At 54.7% G+C, this 16681-nt stretch carries 13 protein-coding genes, 1 tRNA gene and 2 pseudogenes; 8 read left to right on the top strand and 8 right to left on the bottom strand.

Annotated elements, in window-relative coordinates; genetic code table 11:
- The first annotated feature begins 49 nt into the window (after positions 1–49).
- From HLB35_RS10160 to HLB35_RS10145, 4 genes are all read left to right on the top strand, one after another.
- The gene (locus HLB35_RS10160; RefSeq protein ID WP_235937131.1) at positions 50–220 is read left to right on the top strand and encodes a hypothetical protein; all 171 of its coding nucleotides are present in this window, start codon (positions 50–52) and stop codon (positions 218–220) included.
- 170 nt (positions 221–390) lie between these two features.
- Entirely contained in the window at positions 391–558 is a 168-nt protein-coding gene (locus HLB35_RS10155; protein WP_171702505.1) for a hypothetical protein, read from the top strand.
- A gap of 478 nt (positions 559–1036) precedes the next feature.
- A complete protein-coding gene (locus HLB35_RS10150; protein ID WP_171702504.1) occupies positions 1037–2362 on the top strand; it encodes an integrase family protein in 1326 nt (441 codons plus the stop codon).
- Between the two features lie 78 nt (positions 2363–2440).
- Entirely contained in the window at positions 2441–3145 is a 705-nt protein-coding gene (locus HLB35_RS10145) for an endonuclease/exonuclease/phosphatase family protein (protein ID WP_171702503.1), read from the top strand.
- Positions 3146–3312: 167 nt separating this feature from the next.
- On the opposite strand, the gene HLB35_RS10140 is transcribed toward HLB35_RS10145, so the two are convergent.
- Positions 3313–3389: transfer RNA gene (locus tag HLB35_RS10140), tRNA-Pro, on the bottom strand.
- A gap of 229 nt (positions 3390–3618) precedes the next feature.
- Here HLB35_RS10140 and HLB35_RS10135 point away from each other — a divergent pair.
- Positions 3619–5204: pseudogene (locus HLB35_RS10135) on the top strand (ABC-F family ATPase).
- Between the two features lie 36 nt (positions 5205–5240).
- Here the strand turns inward: HLB35_RS10135 and HLB35_RS10130 are convergent.
- The 4 genes and pseudogenes from HLB35_RS10130 to ppnN all read right to left on the bottom strand — a co-directional run bounded on the left by HLB35_RS10130 (position 5241) and on the right by ppnN (position 8201).
- A complete protein-coding gene (locus HLB35_RS10130) occupies positions 5241–5960 on the bottom strand; it encodes an LrgB family protein (protein ID WP_171702502.1) in 720 nt (239 codons plus the stop codon).
- Entirely contained in the window at positions 5951–6316 is a 366-nt protein-coding gene (locus tag HLB35_RS10125; RefSeq protein ID WP_171702766.1) for a CidA/LrgA family protein, read from the bottom strand. The genes HLB35_RS10130 and HLB35_RS10125 overlap by 10 nt, the downstream gene beginning before the upstream one ends.
- Positions 6317–6341: 25 nt before the next feature.
- Positions 6342–6767: an alternative ribosome rescue aminoacyl-tRNA hydrolase ArfB gene (arfB, locus tag HLB35_RS10120; protein ID WP_171702501.1), complete on the bottom strand. Its 426-nt coding sequence runs from the start codon at positions 6765–6767 to the stop codon at positions 6342–6344.
- 52 nt (positions 6768–6819) lie between these two features.
- A pseudogene (gene ppnN / locus HLB35_RS10115) lies at positions 6820–8201 on the bottom strand (nucleotide 5'-monophosphate nucleosidase PpnN).
- Positions 8202–8328: 127 nt separating this feature from the next.
- Between ppnN and HLB35_RS10110 the strand changes: the two are divergent.
- Positions 8329–9222 carry a LysR family transcriptional regulator gene (locus HLB35_RS10110; protein ID WP_171702500.1) on the top strand — a complete coding sequence of 298 codons (894 nt, stop codon included), beginning with the start codon at positions 8329–8331 and terminating at the stop codon, positions 9220–9222.
- 61 nt (positions 9223–9283) lie between these two features.
- Here HLB35_RS10110 and gcvP read toward each other — a convergent pair whose 3' ends face one another.
- Both gcvP and gcvH read right to left on the bottom strand, forming a co-directional pair.
- Complete coding sequence (gene gcvP, locus HLB35_RS10105) at positions 9284–12208, bottom strand: aminomethyl-transferring glycine dehydrogenase (protein ID WP_171702499.1); 2925 nt, start codon at positions 12206–12208, stop codon at positions 9284–9286.
- 94 nt (positions 12209–12302) lie between these two features.
- Positions 12303–12689, bottom strand: a complete 387-nt coding sequence (gene gcvH, locus HLB35_RS10100) for a glycine cleavage system protein GcvH (protein ID WP_171702498.1) — start codon at positions 12687–12689, stop codon at positions 12303–12305.
- A gap of 564 nt (positions 12690–13253) precedes the next feature.
- On the opposite strand from gcvH, the gene HLB35_RS10095 reads away from it, so the two are divergent.
- Together HLB35_RS10095 and gcvT are read left to right on the top strand one after the other, a co-directional pair.
- Positions 13254–14663: an alanine/glycine:cation symporter family protein gene (locus HLB35_RS10095; protein ID WP_171702497.1), complete on the top strand. Its 1410-nt coding sequence runs from the start codon at positions 13254–13256 to the stop codon at positions 14661–14663.
- A gap of 149 nt (positions 14664–14812) precedes the next feature.
- Positions 14813–15946 carry a glycine cleavage system aminomethyltransferase GcvT gene (gene gcvT / locus HLB35_RS10090; protein ID WP_171702496.1) on the top strand — a complete coding sequence of 378 codons (1134 nt, stop codon included), beginning with the start codon at positions 14813–14815 and terminating at the stop codon, positions 15944–15946.
- Between the two features lie 14 nt (positions 15947–15960).
- Here the strand turns inward: gcvT and HLB35_RS10085 are convergent.
- On the bottom strand, positions 15961–16681 hold a 721-nt coding region (locus HLB35_RS10085; RefSeq protein WP_171702495.1), incomplete at its 5' end, for a peptidoglycan DD-metalloendopeptidase family protein.

Genomic DNA, 16681 nt, shown 5'->3' with positions numbered 1-16681 from the left:
GCATGGCCTGGGCGAAACCCTGGACGACCCTGAGGCGGCGATTGACTACGTGCGCAAGCGCGATCAGCTAATTGATGTCGAGATGGAAACCCGCCGTCTGAAACTTGCCCTGGATAGCGTGGTGGATACGCCGGATGCCCGCGAAAACGGTGTGGGAGATATCGATACACAGCGCCTGGCCGAGGCCAGCTGGTGGGTGATGCCTATTCGCTTACCATAGAGGTGAAAAGCTCATGAGCATTTTTTACAACCCCCTGGGAGAAATGCTAACCAGCGCGGCTGAACTGATACCCTGTAGTACTGTCGAGAAAGTTACGAAGCAAAAGCGTTTTTTCGCCGACACTCTATTACCCTCCGTTCTTGAAGGATGGGTTCTACGCGGAGCACTTTATGAACTACGAACATGCAGTTGTGAAAGTTGAAGACGGCATTGGCACCCTGCTCTGCAACGGCTGCGGCGCTACCCTCGCTGAGGGTACTCAACACGAAGACAGAGAGCACTACTGTATTATGTGTATGAGCGGTAATTGCAAAGCCAAATTCAAGGACGGAAATTAAAACTGAGGGGGCGATATTGTCCATCATTAAACTGCACGTCGACGGCAGCATACCAAGGTTAAAATGGATTCCTGCTAGAAGCATTCAGGAATGACAGAGTGGTGATATGCAGCAATGACGTTGGTGGTAAAAAAACGGCCACTTGGCTGATTAGCTAAGTGACCGTTTTTCTTGATATTTCTGGTCGGAGCGACAGGATTCGAACCTGCGACCTTTGCAACCCCATCCTGCTAGCGCTCCCTTAGGCGCAAAGGCTCCAAACGCAAAGAGATCAAATAACATATTGATCAATAAAATATTTTGATCGCCGTATGGTTCCAGGTTTATATTAACTTTGGACACTGAAGGCGGAATATACTAGTCCAGTGATGCAATGTCCGTATCATCTGGAGCCGTAACGGACGACTCTCTGAGCCGTCCATCCCAGCCATGTTCAGGCGTCCGACCAGACCTAATCATCACTGGGGGCGCATCCAAGATGACTGACTATACCCTGAAGCGGAAGATCACTGAGTCTGCAATCAAGTATGCAAGACAAAAAGGCATCCGCATCATCTACGACACTGTGACCAGTGGTTTCACCTGCACGCTTTACAACCGTAACGTCACGACCTTTTCGTTCCGCTATCGATCAAAGCTCACGGGTAAGAGACCGACGGTCAAAATTGGCCGCTATCCAACAGTCTCTCCTGATGAGGCAAGGGTGATGGCCAAGAGTATGGCAACAGGTCTTTCTCAAGGCGTTGAACCTCGATTGGTTGAAGAGGCTGCTAAGGAATCCGAACGACGCAAGGAAGAGCAACGGCGAAGAGAGGATGCTTCGATTATTCAGACATTTTTAGAAACTGTTTACCGCCCGCATAAGGCACGTATGAAGAGAGGTCAGGAAGACCTTGACCGTATCGAACGGCATTTCAAGCCTTGGTATCGAAAACGCATGACAGAGCTAACGAAGTCTGACGTGACTCGCTGGCACCATGGGCTAGAAAAAAATGGACTGGCATTTCTGACTATCAAGCGGTCTTATGACGTGCTCCAGAACATGCTCAACATGGCGGCCGAAGAGAAGTTCATTTCTGAGAATCCAATAAAAGGTATTCGACTTAAAAAGCCTATTGCAGGTGATGATCATGGTATTGATATTATTCGTTCACGAAGGGCGTTGACGGATAATGAGGTCGTTGGGCTGTTTCGTGGTCTCGAATTTTACACGCAAGACCGCAAGGATATGCGGCGTCGCTCGCGCACCAAAAAGTCGAATCGGCATCTTCCTGACTGGGATCACCTCACGTATGTCGATTATGTAGTTCCCGCGATTCTGGTCATTTACTACGCTGGGTTTCGGCCAGGAGATGTCTACGGACTGCGCTGGGAGAACGTCAACTTCCAGACAAAGATAATCACCAAGGTGATTGAGAAGACAGCGCACCATAGCACTCGGCCGACCAGCTTTCCGATCTCTGAACGCCTGCTGGAGGTGCTTCGGATATGGTGGGACGAGAATGGTCGTTCCAATACTGGCTATGTTTTTCCATCTCCCAGGACTGGTAGGCGACTTTCGTCCGGGGCGCTGGGCCGCCGACCGTGGCCGATCATCAAAAAGCTTGGCAGTCTTGACCCTGATCTTGACCTCTATACGCTACGGCATAATTTCGCCTCTCAGCTCATCATGTCGGGAGCCGATCTGATGACGGTCATGAAGTTGATGGGGCACCGTGACATAGCGACAACGATTGATCACTATGGGCATCTGACAACAGAGCACCTTCGTTTGGCACTAGGTGCGCTCGACACGCCTGAGTAAAGGGAAGGCCAGAGGGGCGACCTTATGGATGTGTTATAAAGTGGTTTTGTATCTGCCACGTGAGACTGAAGGGACTGTATGCGGATCGTTACTTGGAATTGCCACGGGGCATTCCGAAAAAAGTATCTGGAGCTAGAGAAACTCAATGCTGATGTCTACGTGATTCAGGAGTGTGAAGACCCGAATCATGTTCGACATGAGGGTTACCGGGAATGGTCATCAGGTGGCATATGGACAGGTGCCAACCGAAACAAAGGGTTGGGTATCTTCTCACCGACACCTGAAAAGCTTGGCTATTTGAGTTGGCCAGCGAGCATCTATGAGCTCTTCCTGCCGTGCTCTTTTGGTAACCAGTTGAACGTGCTTGGCGTTTGGACGAAGCAAGCGAACTCACCAAACTTTGCCTACATCGGACAATTCTGGCGTTATCTGCAAGATAATTGGCCACGCTTTGTTGAGTCACCCTTGATAATTGCTGGGGACTTTAACAGCAATTCTCGATGGGATGAGTGGGATCGCTGGTGGAATCATTCCGATGTTGTGAATCAGCTAGCGTCACTGGGTATTGAAAGTCTGTATCATCGTTGCACGGGAGAAGCGCAAGGAGAAGAAATCCAGCCAACATTCTTCATGCATCGCCGTATCAGTCGTCCCTACCACATCGATTATCTCTTTGCTTCGCAGTCACTGCTTGCACGTGTAGTCGACTTCAAGGTTCATGATGATCCCGCTTGGCTGGAGCTGAGTGACCACCTGCCAATATCGCTTGAGCTTCGACTGTAGTTGAGTTAGTGCTTATGTAAAGAAGTTAACTTGATAGAAAGCAAAAAGCCCTCTCAGTATGACTGCCAAGTCATGTTGAGAGGGCCTTTTGCGTGGACTAGCATTGGACTGTTTGTTTGCCGTGAACATGCTAACGGCAAAATTAAAGCGCTAACCCTTTGAATTTCTGGTCGGAGCGACAGGATTCGAACCTGCGACCTTTGCAACCCCATTGCAACGCGCTACCAAGCTGCGCCACGCTCCGATGCCTGTTTTGAAGCGCTGATAAGTGCCTCAAGACGGTGCGTATACTAGCGTTTCAGCTTTCAAAATGAAAGTGCTTTTGTGATTTTTTTCAGTTGCTTGTGGTGATGGGCTTTTTGTTGGTTGCGGTAGTGAAGGTGTGTTTAAGAGCTAATGCTGCCATGTTGGGGTGAATGCTGGGCAGATAGCGCGTAAAATGGCGAACTTTTGCACTTCAATTGGACCATTTTGTGATCGCAACCGCCAACATCACCATGCAGTTTGGGGCCAAGCCCCTGTTTGAAAACGTCTCTGTCAAATTCAACAACGGAAATCGCTACGGGCTTATCGGCGCCAACGGCTGCGGTAAATCCACCTTCATGAAGATTCTGGGGGTGATCTGGAGCCTTCTTCCGGGCAGGTGATGGTGGATTCCAGTACCCGGCTGGGCAAGTTGCGCCAGGACCAGTTTGCGTTTGAAAATGAGCGGGTGATCGATACGGTCATCATGGGCAATACCGAGCTTTGGCAGGTGGCGGCGGAGCGTGAGCGCATTTATTCGTTGGCCGAGATGAGCGAAGAAGACGGTATGGCCGTGGCGGATCTTGAGGTGCGCTTTGCCGAACTCGATGGCTATACTGCCGAGCCGCGTGCCGGTGAGTTACTGCTGGGCCTGGGCATTCCGCTAGAGCAGCATTTTGGCCCGATGAGTGAGGTGTCGCCCGGTTGGAAGCTGCGGGTTCTGCTCGCCCAGGCGCTGTTTTCCGACCCGGATGTACTGCTGCTGGATGAGCCGACCAACCATCTGGATATCAATACGATCCGCTGGCTTGAGGATATTCTCAAGGCGCGTAGCAGTACCATGATCATCATTTCCCACGACCGCCACTTCCTGAACAGTGTGTGTACTCATATGGCGGACCTGGATTATGGCGAGATTACCCTGTTTCCGGGCAACTATGATGACTACATGACCGCCGCCACTGCCGTGCGCGAGCGCCAGCAGTCGGATAATGCCAAGAAAAAGGCCCAGATTGCCGAGCTGCAGCAGTTTGTCAGCCGCTTTTCGGCCAATGCCTCCAAGGCCAAGCAGGCTACTTCGCGGGCGCGCCAAATTGACAAGATCAAGCTTGAGGACATCAAGCCATCCAGCCGGGTCAGCCCCTTTATCCGTTTTGATCAGGCCAAGAAAATCCATCGCAACGCGGTCAATGTCGATAACATCAGTAAAGGTTATGGTGAAGCGCCGCTGTTCAAGCGGCTTTCGCTGACTGTGGAAGCCGGTGAGCGCATTGCCATTATTGGCCCCAACGGCATTGGCAAGACGACGCTGCTCAAGACATTGGCGGGCGAACTTCACCCGGATGCCGGAGAGGTGAAGTGGACTGATAGCGCTGATCTGGGTGTCTTTGCCCAGGAGCATGGTGATGACTTTGCCGTGGATGCCACTCTGTTCGAGTGGATGGCCCAGTGGACCCAGGGCGGCGAGCAGACGGTGCGCGGAGCGCTCGGGCGGATGCTGTTTTCCAGCGATGATATTGAAAAGTCGGTCAAGGTGATTTCCGGTGGCGAGCAGGGCAGGATGCTGTTTGGCAAACTAACCCTGACCCAGCCGAACGTGCTGCTGATGGATGAGCCAACCAATCACCTGGATATGGAATCCATTGAGGCGCTTAACCTGGCGCTGGAAAATTATCCGGGCACGCTGATCTTTGTCAGCCATGACCGCGAGTTTGTCTCGTCGCTGGCCACTCGGGTGTTGGATATGAGTGATGAAGGCATTGTCGATTTCAGTGGCAGCTACGATGATTACCTGCGCAGCCAGGGCGTTGTCTGATTCCCAGTGAAGCGTCGGCGCTGTCGTGTCTTCAGGTCAGCCCAGCCCGAACAGCTTGACGATCTGGGGAATCAATATGGAGCTGAACACCCCAGTCAGGCCCATGGCCAAGCCGGCGAAAGCGCCTGCCAGGGTACTGCGCTGCATGGCGTAGGCAGTGCCGAAACCATGGGCGGCCATCCCCAGGGCAAATCCGCTGGATGTGTCTGAGTGTATTTTCAGTAAGCGAAAGACCAGCGGCGCCAGCAGGCAGCCGATCATACCGGTGGTGAGGGCCAAGCCAGCAGAAAGGGAGGGAAACCCGCCTATCTGTTCGGAAATACCAATGGCAATCGGAGATGTGACTGATTTGGGGGCCAACGAGAGCAGAAGTTTATCGCTGCCGCCAAACAGCTGGCCAATCCATAATGTAGTGACAACCGCGGTCAGGCTGCCACTCAAACAGACCAGCATGATGGGAACCACCATCTGGCGAATACGGGCGCGGTGATCAAACAGCGGCACGGCCAGCGCGACCGTGGCCGGGCCAAGCAGAAAATGGATGAACTGGGCGCCTTCGAAGTAAGTGTTGTAGCTGGTGTTGCTCAGGGTCAGCAGCGCTATGATCATCAGCATAGCCACCAGAACCGGATGCAAAAGGGCAGTACCGCCCGCTTTGCGGTTGAGGGCGCTGGCCAGCAGGTAGGCGGCCAGGGTGATTACCATCCAGAATAGTGGTCGAGCGTTGAAGTAGACCCAGAAACTGGTCAGTTCCATGCCTTACTCCTCCCTTTTTGCTGCCGCTTTTCAAAGGCCTGTAGCATCCAGCCGGTTAACGCCAGGGTGAGAAAGGTGCTGAGTATCAGTGAGGCCAGAATGGTCAGCCAGTGTTGCGCCAGAGTGTCTGCAAACAGCATCAGGCCAACGCCTGCGGGTACAAATAGCAATGACAGGTGGCGAACCAGGCCTTCCGCGGGCAGGCGCAGGCTGTCCGGCACGCGGCCGACGGCCAGCAGGCCTGCCAGCAGCAATAGCATGCCCGCCACCGGTCCGGGAATTGGCCAGCCAAACCAGACCATCAGCCATTCACCTGCCAGTTGGCAGACCAGCAGAATCAGAAATCCTTGTACCATAGCCACTAGGCCTCCAGTGAGTGAATCAATGCCCTGAAGGCGATACCTTGCCACGCAGCGCCTTGGTCTTGCCCTTGCGCGTCTTGCTGTCTACCCGCTTGCGCTTAGCTGACCGAGTGGGCCGCGTGGAACGGCGAGCACGTTGTTCTCGGGTAGCCGCTTTAATCAGCTCTGCCAGGCGCTCCAGGGCATCATCGCGGTTTTTTTCCTGAGTACGAAAGCGCTGAGCCTTGATAATGATCACGCCGTCCTGGGTAATACGCTGATCATTGAATGCCAGCAGCCGCTCTTTATAGAACGGCGGCAGGCTTGAGCGTTGGATGTCAAAGCGCAGGTGAATAGCCGACGCCACCTTGTTGACGACGTTTTGCCCGCCGGCGCCTTGAGCGCGAATGGGGTTAAGCTCAATTTCCCATTCAGCAATTGTTACCGTATTGGAGAGTCGCAGCATGCTGCTCCCTGGTTGAGTGATAGCGTTCAGAGCGTTCAGTTTAAAACGTGATTCAACTTAAAACATAGCAGGGTATGTAGTCCTGGCCATCCAGTTTCATCCGCCCCTGGGCAACAAAAGAGGTTAGCAGGGCATCCAACCGGCGCATCAGTTCGGGCTCTGCCTGCAGGCGGAAGGGGCCGTGCTTTTCGATAGCGCGAATACCTTTTTCTTTGACGTTGCCTGCCACAATACCGGAAAAGGCGCGTCGCAGGTTGGCTGCCAGTTCGTGAGTGGGTTGATCGCGGTCGAGCCTGAGTGCTTGCATGGCAGCATGGCTGGGCTCGAAGGTTTCCTGAAAATTCCGTGCTATGGTCAAACGCCAGTTATAGTAGAAAGCATCCTGATGATGACGGCGGAACTCCGCTACCTCATCGACGCCGTGGCGCATCTTGCGCGCGACTTCCACCGGATCACCGGTGATGATGGAGTAATAGCGGCGAACGTCTTCTCCTAAAGTGTAGACAAGAAATTCGTCAATCCTGGCAAAGTACTCGGCTGAGTCGGCAGGGCCGGTGAATATCAGCGGGAAGGGCGTTTCGCAGTTGTCGGGGTGGAGCAGAATACCCAGTAGGTAAAGAATCTCTTCGGCGGTACCTACCCCGCCGGGGAAGACGATGATGCCGTGACCCAGGCGTACAAAGGCTTCCAGACGCTTTTCAATATCCGGCATCACTACCAGTTCGTTGACAATCGGGTTGGGGGCCTCTGCGGCAATGATGCCCGGTTCTGAAATGCCCAAGTAACGGCCATTATGGCGGCGCTGCTTGGCATGGGCGACGTTGGCGCCCTTCATTGGCCCTTTCATGGCACCTGGGCCACAGCCGGTGCAGATATCCAGGTCCCGCAGCCCCAGGTGGTAGCCAACATCCTTGGTGTACTCATACTCTTCACGGGAAATGGAATGCCCGCCCCAGCACACTACCAGGCTGGGGTCCCGTCCGGGCTGCAGGGTGCCCGCCTTGCGCAGGATATGAAACACCGCATTGGTGGTGCCTTCCCCGTGGTCAGGTCAAAGCGGTGGTGCTGCTGAATTTCGTTATAGACGTAGACAATATCGCGAATGATGGCGGAAAGATGTTCGCGGATACCGCGGATCATCCGTCCGTCAACAAAGGCGTCAGCCGGAGCATTGGTCAGCTTGAGGCGGATGCCGCGATCCTGCTGGAGAACCTCAATATCGAAATCCTTGTAGGCTTCCATCAAGGCCAGGCTGTCGTCGGTGGGGTTACCACAATTGAGAACGGCCAGGGCACAGCGGCGCAGCAAGTCATGCAAGCCCGTCTTCGAGGTGCAGTGCAAGCGGTTGACCTCGTGCTGGGACAGCACTTCCAGGCTACCTTCCGGGGAAATGATCGTGGAGAGCGTCGGGCGCGACTGAAGCGGGCTGTTCATAGATCGGGTTCCATTGTGTCTTCGTCAAGGTGCGCCATATTAGCATGTGGGTTGCCTGATGGCAGAGGCAGAGGGCAACTGGATGAATATGTTAAAATAATTAGATTTTCACTGTTGGCTGCTTGCTATGTTTAATGCGCAGTACTTTCGAACCTATATCACCCTGGTAGAGACAGGCAGTTTTACGCGTACGGCACAACGGCTGGAGATGACCCAGCCTGGAGTGAGCCAGCATATCCGCAAACTGGAAACCTACCTGGGCAAGGCATTGATTGAGCGCCAGGGGCGACGAATCATCCTGACTGAGGCCGGTCGACGGGCCTATGACTACGCTCTGAAGCTGTTTGCTGAGCATGAGCAGTTTCGCCATGGGCTGGATGATGACCTGCTCGATAGCGGCGAATGCCGGATCGCCTCACCCGGCAGCGTGGGCCTGATGTTGTACCCCTACATCCTGGGCCAGCAGCAGATGCAGCCTAATCTGATTGTGAACTACAGCTTTGCCTTTAACCATGAGATCAGCGCGGATCTGCTCAGCGGCCGATATGATATCGGCATTGTCACGGAAGCGATCAAGCATCCTGATCTGGTGTGTGAGAAATGGCACCAGGAACCCTTGTGCCTGGTGGTTCCCGCCGATTTCGCGGGCAATACCCTCAGCGATCTGATGGGGATTGGCTTTATCAACTATTACGATGGCATCAACCATGCTAACGCTTTGTTGAAGGCCAACTATGCGGACGATTTTCGCTCGATGAGCCATTTCCGCCACCAGGGGTTCACCAATGAAGTTGCCATGGTATTGGATGCCGTGGCGCGCGGCCTGGGGTTTACCGTGGTCTCTCGGCTGGTGCTGGAAACATCGCCCTGGCAACGCCAGGTCAAGGAATTGGCGCTGAGCCAGAGCGTGGACGAGGTGCTGTACTGCGTCTATCGAGCAGGCGCGCCTTTACCTAAACGCTATGAGAAGCTTCTGAATGGCTTTACAGAACAGCGTCTTATCGAGAAAACGCCCTCATAGCCTGGCTGGGTAGCCTTGGCGTAGAGGGCGCAGTGAGTAGAGTACGACTATTCAGGCCTTGTTAGGTCGGGTCGCGATACTCATCAATACTCGGGCAGGTACAGATCAGCTGGCGGTCGCCAAAGACGTTATCCACGCGGTTGACGGTAGGCCAGTATTTGGCAGCCTTGACGGCTTCAGTCGGGAAGGCGCCGATTTCACGGTCATAGGCGCGTTGCCAGTCATTTGCCATGATGTCGGCCATAGTGTGTGGCGCATTGACCAGGGGGTTATCTTCCAGCGTCCATTCGCCACGCTCTACCCTGGCAATTTCATCGCGAATGGCGATCATTGCATCGCAGAAGCGATCGATTTCATACAGCGACTCAGACTCAGTAGGCTCAATCATCAGGGTGCCGGGCACCGGGAATGACATGGTGGGGGCATGGAAGCCGTAATCCATCAGACGCTTGGCGATATCTTCTTCACTGATTCCGGAAGCGGCCTTGAGCGGGCGGATATCAATGATGCACTCATGGGCTACGGTGCCGTTTTCACCGCGATACAGCACCGGGAAGCTGTCTTCCAGACGCTTGGCGATGTAGTTGGCATTGAGAATTGCAAGCTCGGTGGCTTCACGCAACCCACGAGCGCCCATCATCTTGATGTAGGCCCAGGAGATCGGCAGGATGGAGGCGCTGCCAAACGCAGCTGCTGCAACGGCGCCGCTGTCCCTGTCGATACCGTCAATCGGTGTGACCGAGTGGTTGGCCACATAGGGTGCCAAGTGCGCCTTGACGCCAATTGGCCCCATGCCCGGGCCGCCGCCGCCATGCGGAATGCAGAAGGTCTTGTGCAGGTTGAGGTGCGAGACATCGCCACCGAAATCACCGGGGCGTGTAATACCCACCTGAGCGTTCATGTTAGCACCGTCCACGTATACCTGGCCGCCGTGACGGTGTACGACTTCACACACTGCGCGGACGTGGGATTCAAATACGCCGTGGGTAGACGGGTAGGTGATCATCACCGCTGCCAGTCTGTCGCTGTGCTTTTCGGCCTTTTGGGTCAGGTCATCCAGGTCGATATTGCCATCCGTATCACATTCCACCACCACGACCTGCATGCCCAGCATGGCGGCAGACGCCGGGTTTGTGCCGTGGGCAGAGCTGGGGATCAGGCACACATCACGGTGGGCTTCACCCTGAGCCGCCTGATAGCGGCGAATGGCCAGCAGGCCAGCGTATTCACCCTGAGCACCGGAATTGGGCTGCATGGAGATATGATCGTAACCGGTGATTTCGACCAGAAATGACGCCAGTTCATCAATCATCTGATGATAGCCGGATACCTGTTCCCGTGGGGCAAAGGGGTGCAGGTTGGCAAAGGCCGGCCAGGAAACAGGAATCATCTCACTGGTGGCGTTGAGCTTCATGGTGCAGGAGCCCAGCGGGATCATGGCATGCGCCAGGGACAGATCCTTGTTTTCCAGACGCTTCAGGTAGCGCAGCATCTCGGTTTCGCTGCGGTAGCGCTTGAAGGTTGGGTGGGTCAGGAAATCGGTTTCCCGCTGGCAGCTGGCCGGTATGCCGGTGATTCCCTTGCTGATAATCTGGTCATCAAGCGCTGAGATGGATAGCTGATGTTCGTCGCCCAGAATGATATCGAACAGCATGGCCACATCATGAGCGCTGGTGGTCTCGTCTAAGCTGATGCCCACATCGCCGTTGGCGAAATAGCGCAGGTTGACGTCATGGGTCATGGCACGGCCGTGAATCTTGCCCTTGTCCACATCGGTCAGCCGCAGGGTATCAAACCAGCTGTCGTGGGCAAGAGTGGTGCCCGCCTGCTGCAAGCCGAGGGCCAGAATCGTGGTCAGGCGCTGCACGCGGTTGGCAATGGTGCGTAAGCCCTCAGCGCCATGATAGGTGGCATAGAACCCGGCGATGTTGGCCAGCAGTGCCTGGGCAGTACAGATATTGGAGGTGGCTTTTTCGCGGCGGATATGCTGCTCGCGGGTCTGCATGGCCATACGCAGCGCCGTCTTGCCGTGGCTATCCCGGGAAACACCAATGATGCGCCCTGGAATTGAACGCTTGAGCTTGTCTGAGGTAGCAAAGAAAGCCGCATGCGGGCCGCCAAAGCCCATGGGAACCCCAAAGCGCTGTGAATTACCCACCACGATATCGGCACCCAGGGCGCCGGGTTCTTTTAGCAGCACCAGGCTCAGAAGGTCAGTGGCGACACAGGTCATCACCTGCTTTTGCCGGGCGTTGGCCAGCAGCGATGCCAGATCATTCACCTGGCCGCTTTCGCCGGGATATTGCAGCAGGGCGCCAAAAACCTCGTGATGCTCCAGCGCGTCAGCCGGGGCAACAATCAGTTCAAAGCCGAAGTACTGGGCGCGAGTCTTGAGGACATCCAGGGTCTGCGGAAATACGTCTTCAGCCACAAAGAAAGCATTGGATTTACTCTTCTTGTTGGCACGCTTGCAAAGCGCCATGGCTTCAGCAGCAGCGGTGGCTTCATCAAGCAGGGATGCGTTGGCCAGCTCCATGCCGGTGAGGTCCATGATGACCTGCTGGAAATTGAGCAGGCCTTCCAGACGCCCCTGGGAAATTTCTGGCTGATAGGGCGTGTAGGCGGTATACCAGCCCGGATTTTCCAGCACGTTGCGTTGAATAACCGCGGGCATCTGAGTGCCGTAGTAACCCTGGCCGATAAAGTTTTTGGCCACGCGGTTCTGGCGCGCCAGCTGGGCCAGGTAATCAAGTGCTTCCGCTTCACTGCGAGGGTCGTCCAGATCCAGCTCACGTCCCAGACGGATATCATCAGGCACGGTTTGTTGAATGAGCACTTCCATGGAGGGCACGTCCAGCGCGTCCAGCATGCGCTGGGTATCAACGGCGTCAGAGCCGTTATGACGTTTGATAAAGGCGTCGTGATTAGCCAGTTGTGCCAATCTGCGTGCCGCAAAAGGCCGCATTTCAATAGATTGTGGAGACATTGTGCGAGATCCAGACGTTAAAGAAGGCCAGGCAGTGTTAACAGAACTGCCCGCCAAGGGTTGGCGGGCAGCGGAAGACAGCATGGGCGATGACTCAGGCGTCAGCGTCAATCGATGCCTGATAGGCCTCGGCGTCCAGCAGGTCATCAATGCTGCTGTCCAGGCGGACTTTCATGATCCAACCATTTTCATAGGGCGATTCGTTGACGGTTTCAGGCGAGTCTTCGAGCTCTTCGTTGACTTCAATCACTTTGCCGTTCACAGGAGCATAGAGATCAGAGGCGGCCTTGACGGATTCAATCACCCCAAATTCTTCGCCTTTGCTCAGCGTATTGCCGACTTCGGGCAATTCAACAAAAACGACGTCTCCAAGAGCTTCCTGAGCGTGGTCGGTAATGCCGATAGTGACGGTACCATCCTGGTTGTCTAGCACCCATTCGTGGCTAGGAGCGTAATGTAGATTCGCGGGAACTTGGCTCATGATATTTCCTGTATTGAATGTGGATCAAAAACGGGCGCTTTGGTTGAACCTTGCCATTAGCCACCCGGGAGGCAATGCTTGTCCTGATGGGCTTGCGTGACAGGTTCCACTCGTCACCTCGGAGGTGGTGAGTTGCTGTAATCAGCACATATTACCGTGTTTCCGAAAGGAAACAAATTTCTTGTTAGCCCTTTGCAGCACGGACGACATGTTTTAGTTTATAGCGGTGGTATTACTGGATCTGACAGAAAATATAGTCAGTTTTTCTGATAATGCTGTTTAAAATGCTATCCACTCACTATAAAAATACCGTATTGCGTTGGAATAATGGCTTGATAAAATTCGCCTCTTGACAATACTGCAACGGGACATAGGGCAATGTACGACCTTGGCCGCTGTCATCCTGAGTTATTCAGATGATAAGGGGTTCAAGCGTACCAATGTCTCGGTCAGCTGTTGAAAAGCCGATGTGTGGCCAATGGCCATCTTACAATACCAATCGTTGCATCAGCCGCTGTATGACGGCTGTGCAGACCAATCGCAAAGGGTTCCAGGAGAAAAACAATGGAAATGCTGACCAGTATTTTTGGGTCAATCAACGGGGTCGTATGGGGACCCTTGATGCTCATTTTATTATTAGGGGTAGGTCTTTACCTGCAGATTGGCCTGAAACTGATGCCGATCAGAAAGCTGGGTGAGGGCTTCAAGCTGATGTGGCAAGGGCGTGATGCCAAACATACCCCTGATGGTAAAACCAAGACCGATGATGACGGCGAGATTTCGCCTTTCAATGCCTTGATGACGGCTCTTTCGGCGACCATAGGCACGGGTAATATTGCCGGTGTCGCCACGGCGATTGCCCTGGGCGGCCCAGGCGCCGTGTTCTGGATGTGGATTACTGCCTTGGTAGGCATGGCCACCAAGTTTGCTGAAGCCGTACTGGCGGTGCGCTATCGAGAGACAGACAGCACGGGTTTTCACGTGGGCGGACCGATGTTCTACATCAAAAATGGCTTGGGGCGTAAATGGTTATGGCTGGGCGGCGCTTTCGCTTTCTTCGGGGCCGTAGCTGCCTTTGGTATCGGTAATACCGTTCAGTCAAATTCGGTCGCCGATGCGATGAATTCGACCTTCGGTATTCCTGCCTGGTTGACCGGTATTGTGATCATGGCGCTTTCAGGCGCGGTCATTCTGGGCGGTATCAAGCGTATCGGTAAAGTGGCCGGCAAGTTGGTGCCGATCATGGGGATTGCCTATGTACTTTCGGGTATTCTGGTGTTAATCATCAATGCAGGTGAAATTGGTGAAGCCTTCAGCATGATTTTCTACTACGCCTTCAACCCGCATGCTGCCATGGGTGGTTTTGCCGGTGCGGCGGTGATGGCCGCCATTCGCTTTGGTGTAGCCCGTGGTATCTTCTCTAACGAAGCCGGTCTGGGTAGTGCCCCGATTGCGCACGCGTCCGCCAAGACTAAGAACCCTGTTCGTCAGGGCTTGATTGCCATGCTAGGCACCTTTATCGATACCATTATCGTGTGCACCATCACGGCACTGGTGATCCTGACCTCAACGGTCTGGGTGGATGGTGAGGCCGGTGCTTCACTGACGGCCTTGTCATTTGATGCGGCCTTGCCGGGCTGGGGTAACCAGATCGTGTCGATTGCGCTGGCGGTATTTGCCTTTACGACCATTATTGGTTGGTCCTTCTACGGCGAAAAATGCTTCCAGTTCCTGTTTGGTACGCGTTCCATCATGCTCTATCGGGTATTGTTCGTGCTGGCGATTCCGCTTGGCGCCATGGCAAACCTGGGCTTTATCTGGCTGATGGCTGATACCTTTAATGCGATGATGGCAATTCCCAACCTGATTGCCCTGGCGCTGCTGTCGCCGGTCGTGTTCAAGCTGACCCGTGACTATTTTGACGGCAAGGATATTCTGCCGGGCGAAGAGCTGGATCACGACAAGAAATCATAAGGTAAGGGTGAGTGTTCATGCGTGAACACTCACCTGAAACTGAGTGAACCTTGTGCGGCGCCGGAGCGCCGCAGGGTAAATAGGTAATAAAAGCCGGGAAGCCACCTTGAGTGTCTTCCCGGGTTTTTTTAAGCCAGGAGGAAAATTGAATGAACGAGCTGAAAAAGACCCCGCTGCATGATCTTCATCTGGAACTGGGTGCGAAAATGGTGCCCTTTGCTGGCTACGACATGCCGGTACAGTATCCGTTGGGCGTCAAGAAAGAGCATGAGCATACCCGAGCAAAATGCGGGCTCTTCGATGTGTCCCACATGGGGCAGATAACTGTTAGCGGTGAACAGACGGCGCTTGCGTTGGAGACCTTGATGCCGGTGGATATCCTTGGTTTGACAGAAGGAGCGCAACGCTATGGTCTGTTCACCAGCACTGAAGGCGGCATCTTGGATGACCTGATGATCGTTAATGCAGGGGATCATTTTTATCTGGTGGTGAACGCCGCATGCAAGGAGCAGGATCTTGCTCATCTGAGGGTTAATCTTGGCGACCAGCAGGAGATTGTCTATCTGGAAGAGCGTGCCTTGCTGGCGCTACAAGGGCCGCAGGCGAAGGATGTGATGGCGCGTCTTTGTCCTGAAGCCTGTGCGTTGGTGTTCATGCAGCATCAACGTTTCACTCTGAAAGAAGGTGACGGGCTGGCAGGCGAGGAGATCTGGGTGAGCCGCAGTGGTTATACCGGTGAGGATGGCTTTGAAATCTCGGTAGCAGGGCATGCCGCAGAAGCCTTTGCACGGCGCCTTCTGGCCGAACCGGAAGTAGAGGCCATTGGCCTGGGCGCGCGGGATTCACTGCGCCTTGAAGCGGGCCTATGCCTTTATGGCCATGATATGGATACCCAGACAACGCCGGTTGAAGCAAGCCTAATTTGGGCTATCAGCAAGCCGCGCCGTTTTGGCGGTGATCGTGCTGCTGGTTTTCCAGGGGCTGATCTGGTGCTGCATCAGGTAGACGCTAAAGACCATACGCGCAAGCGGGTTGGCCTAGTGGCAGAAGGTAAAGCACCGGTGCGGGAAGGTGCCTTATTGGTCGATGCAGATGGTAACGAGTTGGGTGTAGTGACATCCGGCGGGTTTGGACCCAGCGTCGGCAAGCCGATCGCCATGGGCTATGTGGAGCGCGAGTGGGAAAGCCCAGGTTCCCGGGTATTTGCCCTGGTACGTGGCAAACACCAGCCGATGGTCGTGACAAAAATGCCGTTTATCACCCCCGGTTATTATCGCGGCTGAGGCAACGCTTACGCTTACTTCAGTACCCGGCGAGGGTCGATAGGGTTGCCGCCCTGGCGCAGGTCAAACAGCAAGTCATGGCGCCCGTTACGGTTTAGCCCTACCTCACATAAAGCATCGCCACGGGCCACCTGGGTGTCTTCTTCGACCAGTAATTCCGAGCACAGGGCGTAGACGCTTTGCAGGTTGTCCGGATGGTGAACGATAACGACCTGACCAAGCTGTCGCATGCTGCCCGCAAAACGTACATCCCCTGAGGCAACGGCAGTTGCCTGAGCGCCTGCCTGGGTGGCCAGTAACATGGGCTGCAGAGTGCCACGCTCATCTGGCCCGAAACGCCGCACAATCCGGTAGTCGTCCAATGGCCAGGGCCAGCGGCGTGCGGATGTGGGCAGGTTGCCAGTAGGCGGCGGTCGGCTAGCTGTTGTGTTGTTGGAGGTTGGTTGCGGGCGATTGGCAGCGCCGGAAAGCGGCACATTGACCAGTTGGCCAATTCGCAGGGCGGTGGGGGTGACACCAGGGTTGGCGTTGATCAAATCCTGGGTGCGGGCACCAAAATGGCGCGCGATGCCAGCGAAGGTGTCACCTGCGCGAATCTGGTAGCGATAGGGGCCAGCCGAAGGCGCGCGTTCCTGTTGCAGGGGAATGAGCAGCTGTTGGCCAACTAATAAACGTTGGGGGTTAACATCAGGATTAAAGCGCTGTAGCCGTTCTACCGGGATGCTATACCGCCGA

Source organism: Vreelandella azerica (genome assembly GCF_013112225.1).
In the GTDB taxonomy this organism is placed as follows: domain Bacteria; phylum Pseudomonadota; class Gammaproteobacteria; order Pseudomonadales; family Halomonadaceae; genus Vreelandella; species Vreelandella azerica.
This window is presented reverse-complemented; position numbering and strand designations above follow the sequence as displayed.

What these genes read in the sequence shown, in the direction of transcription:
- HLB35_RS10125 (WP_171702766.1), bottom strand. Translation starts at nt 6,316, where the DNA reads ATGGTACAAGGATTTCTGATTCTGCTGGTCTGCCAACTGGCAGGTGAA.
- HLB35_RS10145 (WP_171702503.1), top strand. Translation starts at nt 2,441, where the DNA reads ATGCGGATCGTTACTTGGAATTGCCACGGGGCATTCCGAAAAAAGTAT.
- gcvP (WP_171702499.1), bottom strand. Translation starts at nt 12,208, where the DNA reads ATGTCTCCACAATCTATTGAAATGCGGCCTTTTGCGGCACGCAGATTG.
- gcvH (WP_171702498.1), bottom strand. Translation starts at nt 12,689, where the DNA reads ATGAGCCAAGTTCCCGCGAATCTACATTACGCTCCTAGCCACGAATGG.
- HLB35_RS10155 (WP_171702505.1), top strand. Translation starts at nt 391, where the DNA reads ATGAACTACGAACATGCAGTTGTGAAAGTTGAAGACGGCATTGGCACC.
- gcvT (WP_171702496.1), top strand. Translation starts at nt 14,813, where the DNA reads ATGAACGAGCTGAAAAAGACCCCGCTGCATGATCTTCATCTGGAACTG.
- HLB35_RS10095 (WP_171702497.1), top strand. Translation starts at nt 13,254, where the DNA reads ATGGAAATGCTGACCAGTATTTTTGGGTCAATCAACGGGGTCGTATGG.
- HLB35_RS10130 (WP_171702502.1), bottom strand. Translation starts at nt 5,960, where the DNA reads ATGGAACTGACCAGTTTCTGGGTCTACTTCAACGCTCGACCACTATTC.
- HLB35_RS10110 (WP_171702500.1), top strand. Translation starts at nt 8,329, where the DNA reads ATGTTTAATGCGCAGTACTTTCGAACCTATATCACCCTGGTAGAGACA.
- HLB35_RS10150 (WP_171702504.1), top strand. Translation starts at nt 1,037, where the DNA reads ATGACTGACTATACCCTGAAGCGGAAGATCACTGAGTCTGCAATCAAG.
- arfB (WP_171702501.1), bottom strand. Translation starts at nt 6,767, where the DNA reads ATGCTGCGACTCTCCAATACGGTAACAATTGCTGAATGGGAAATTGAG.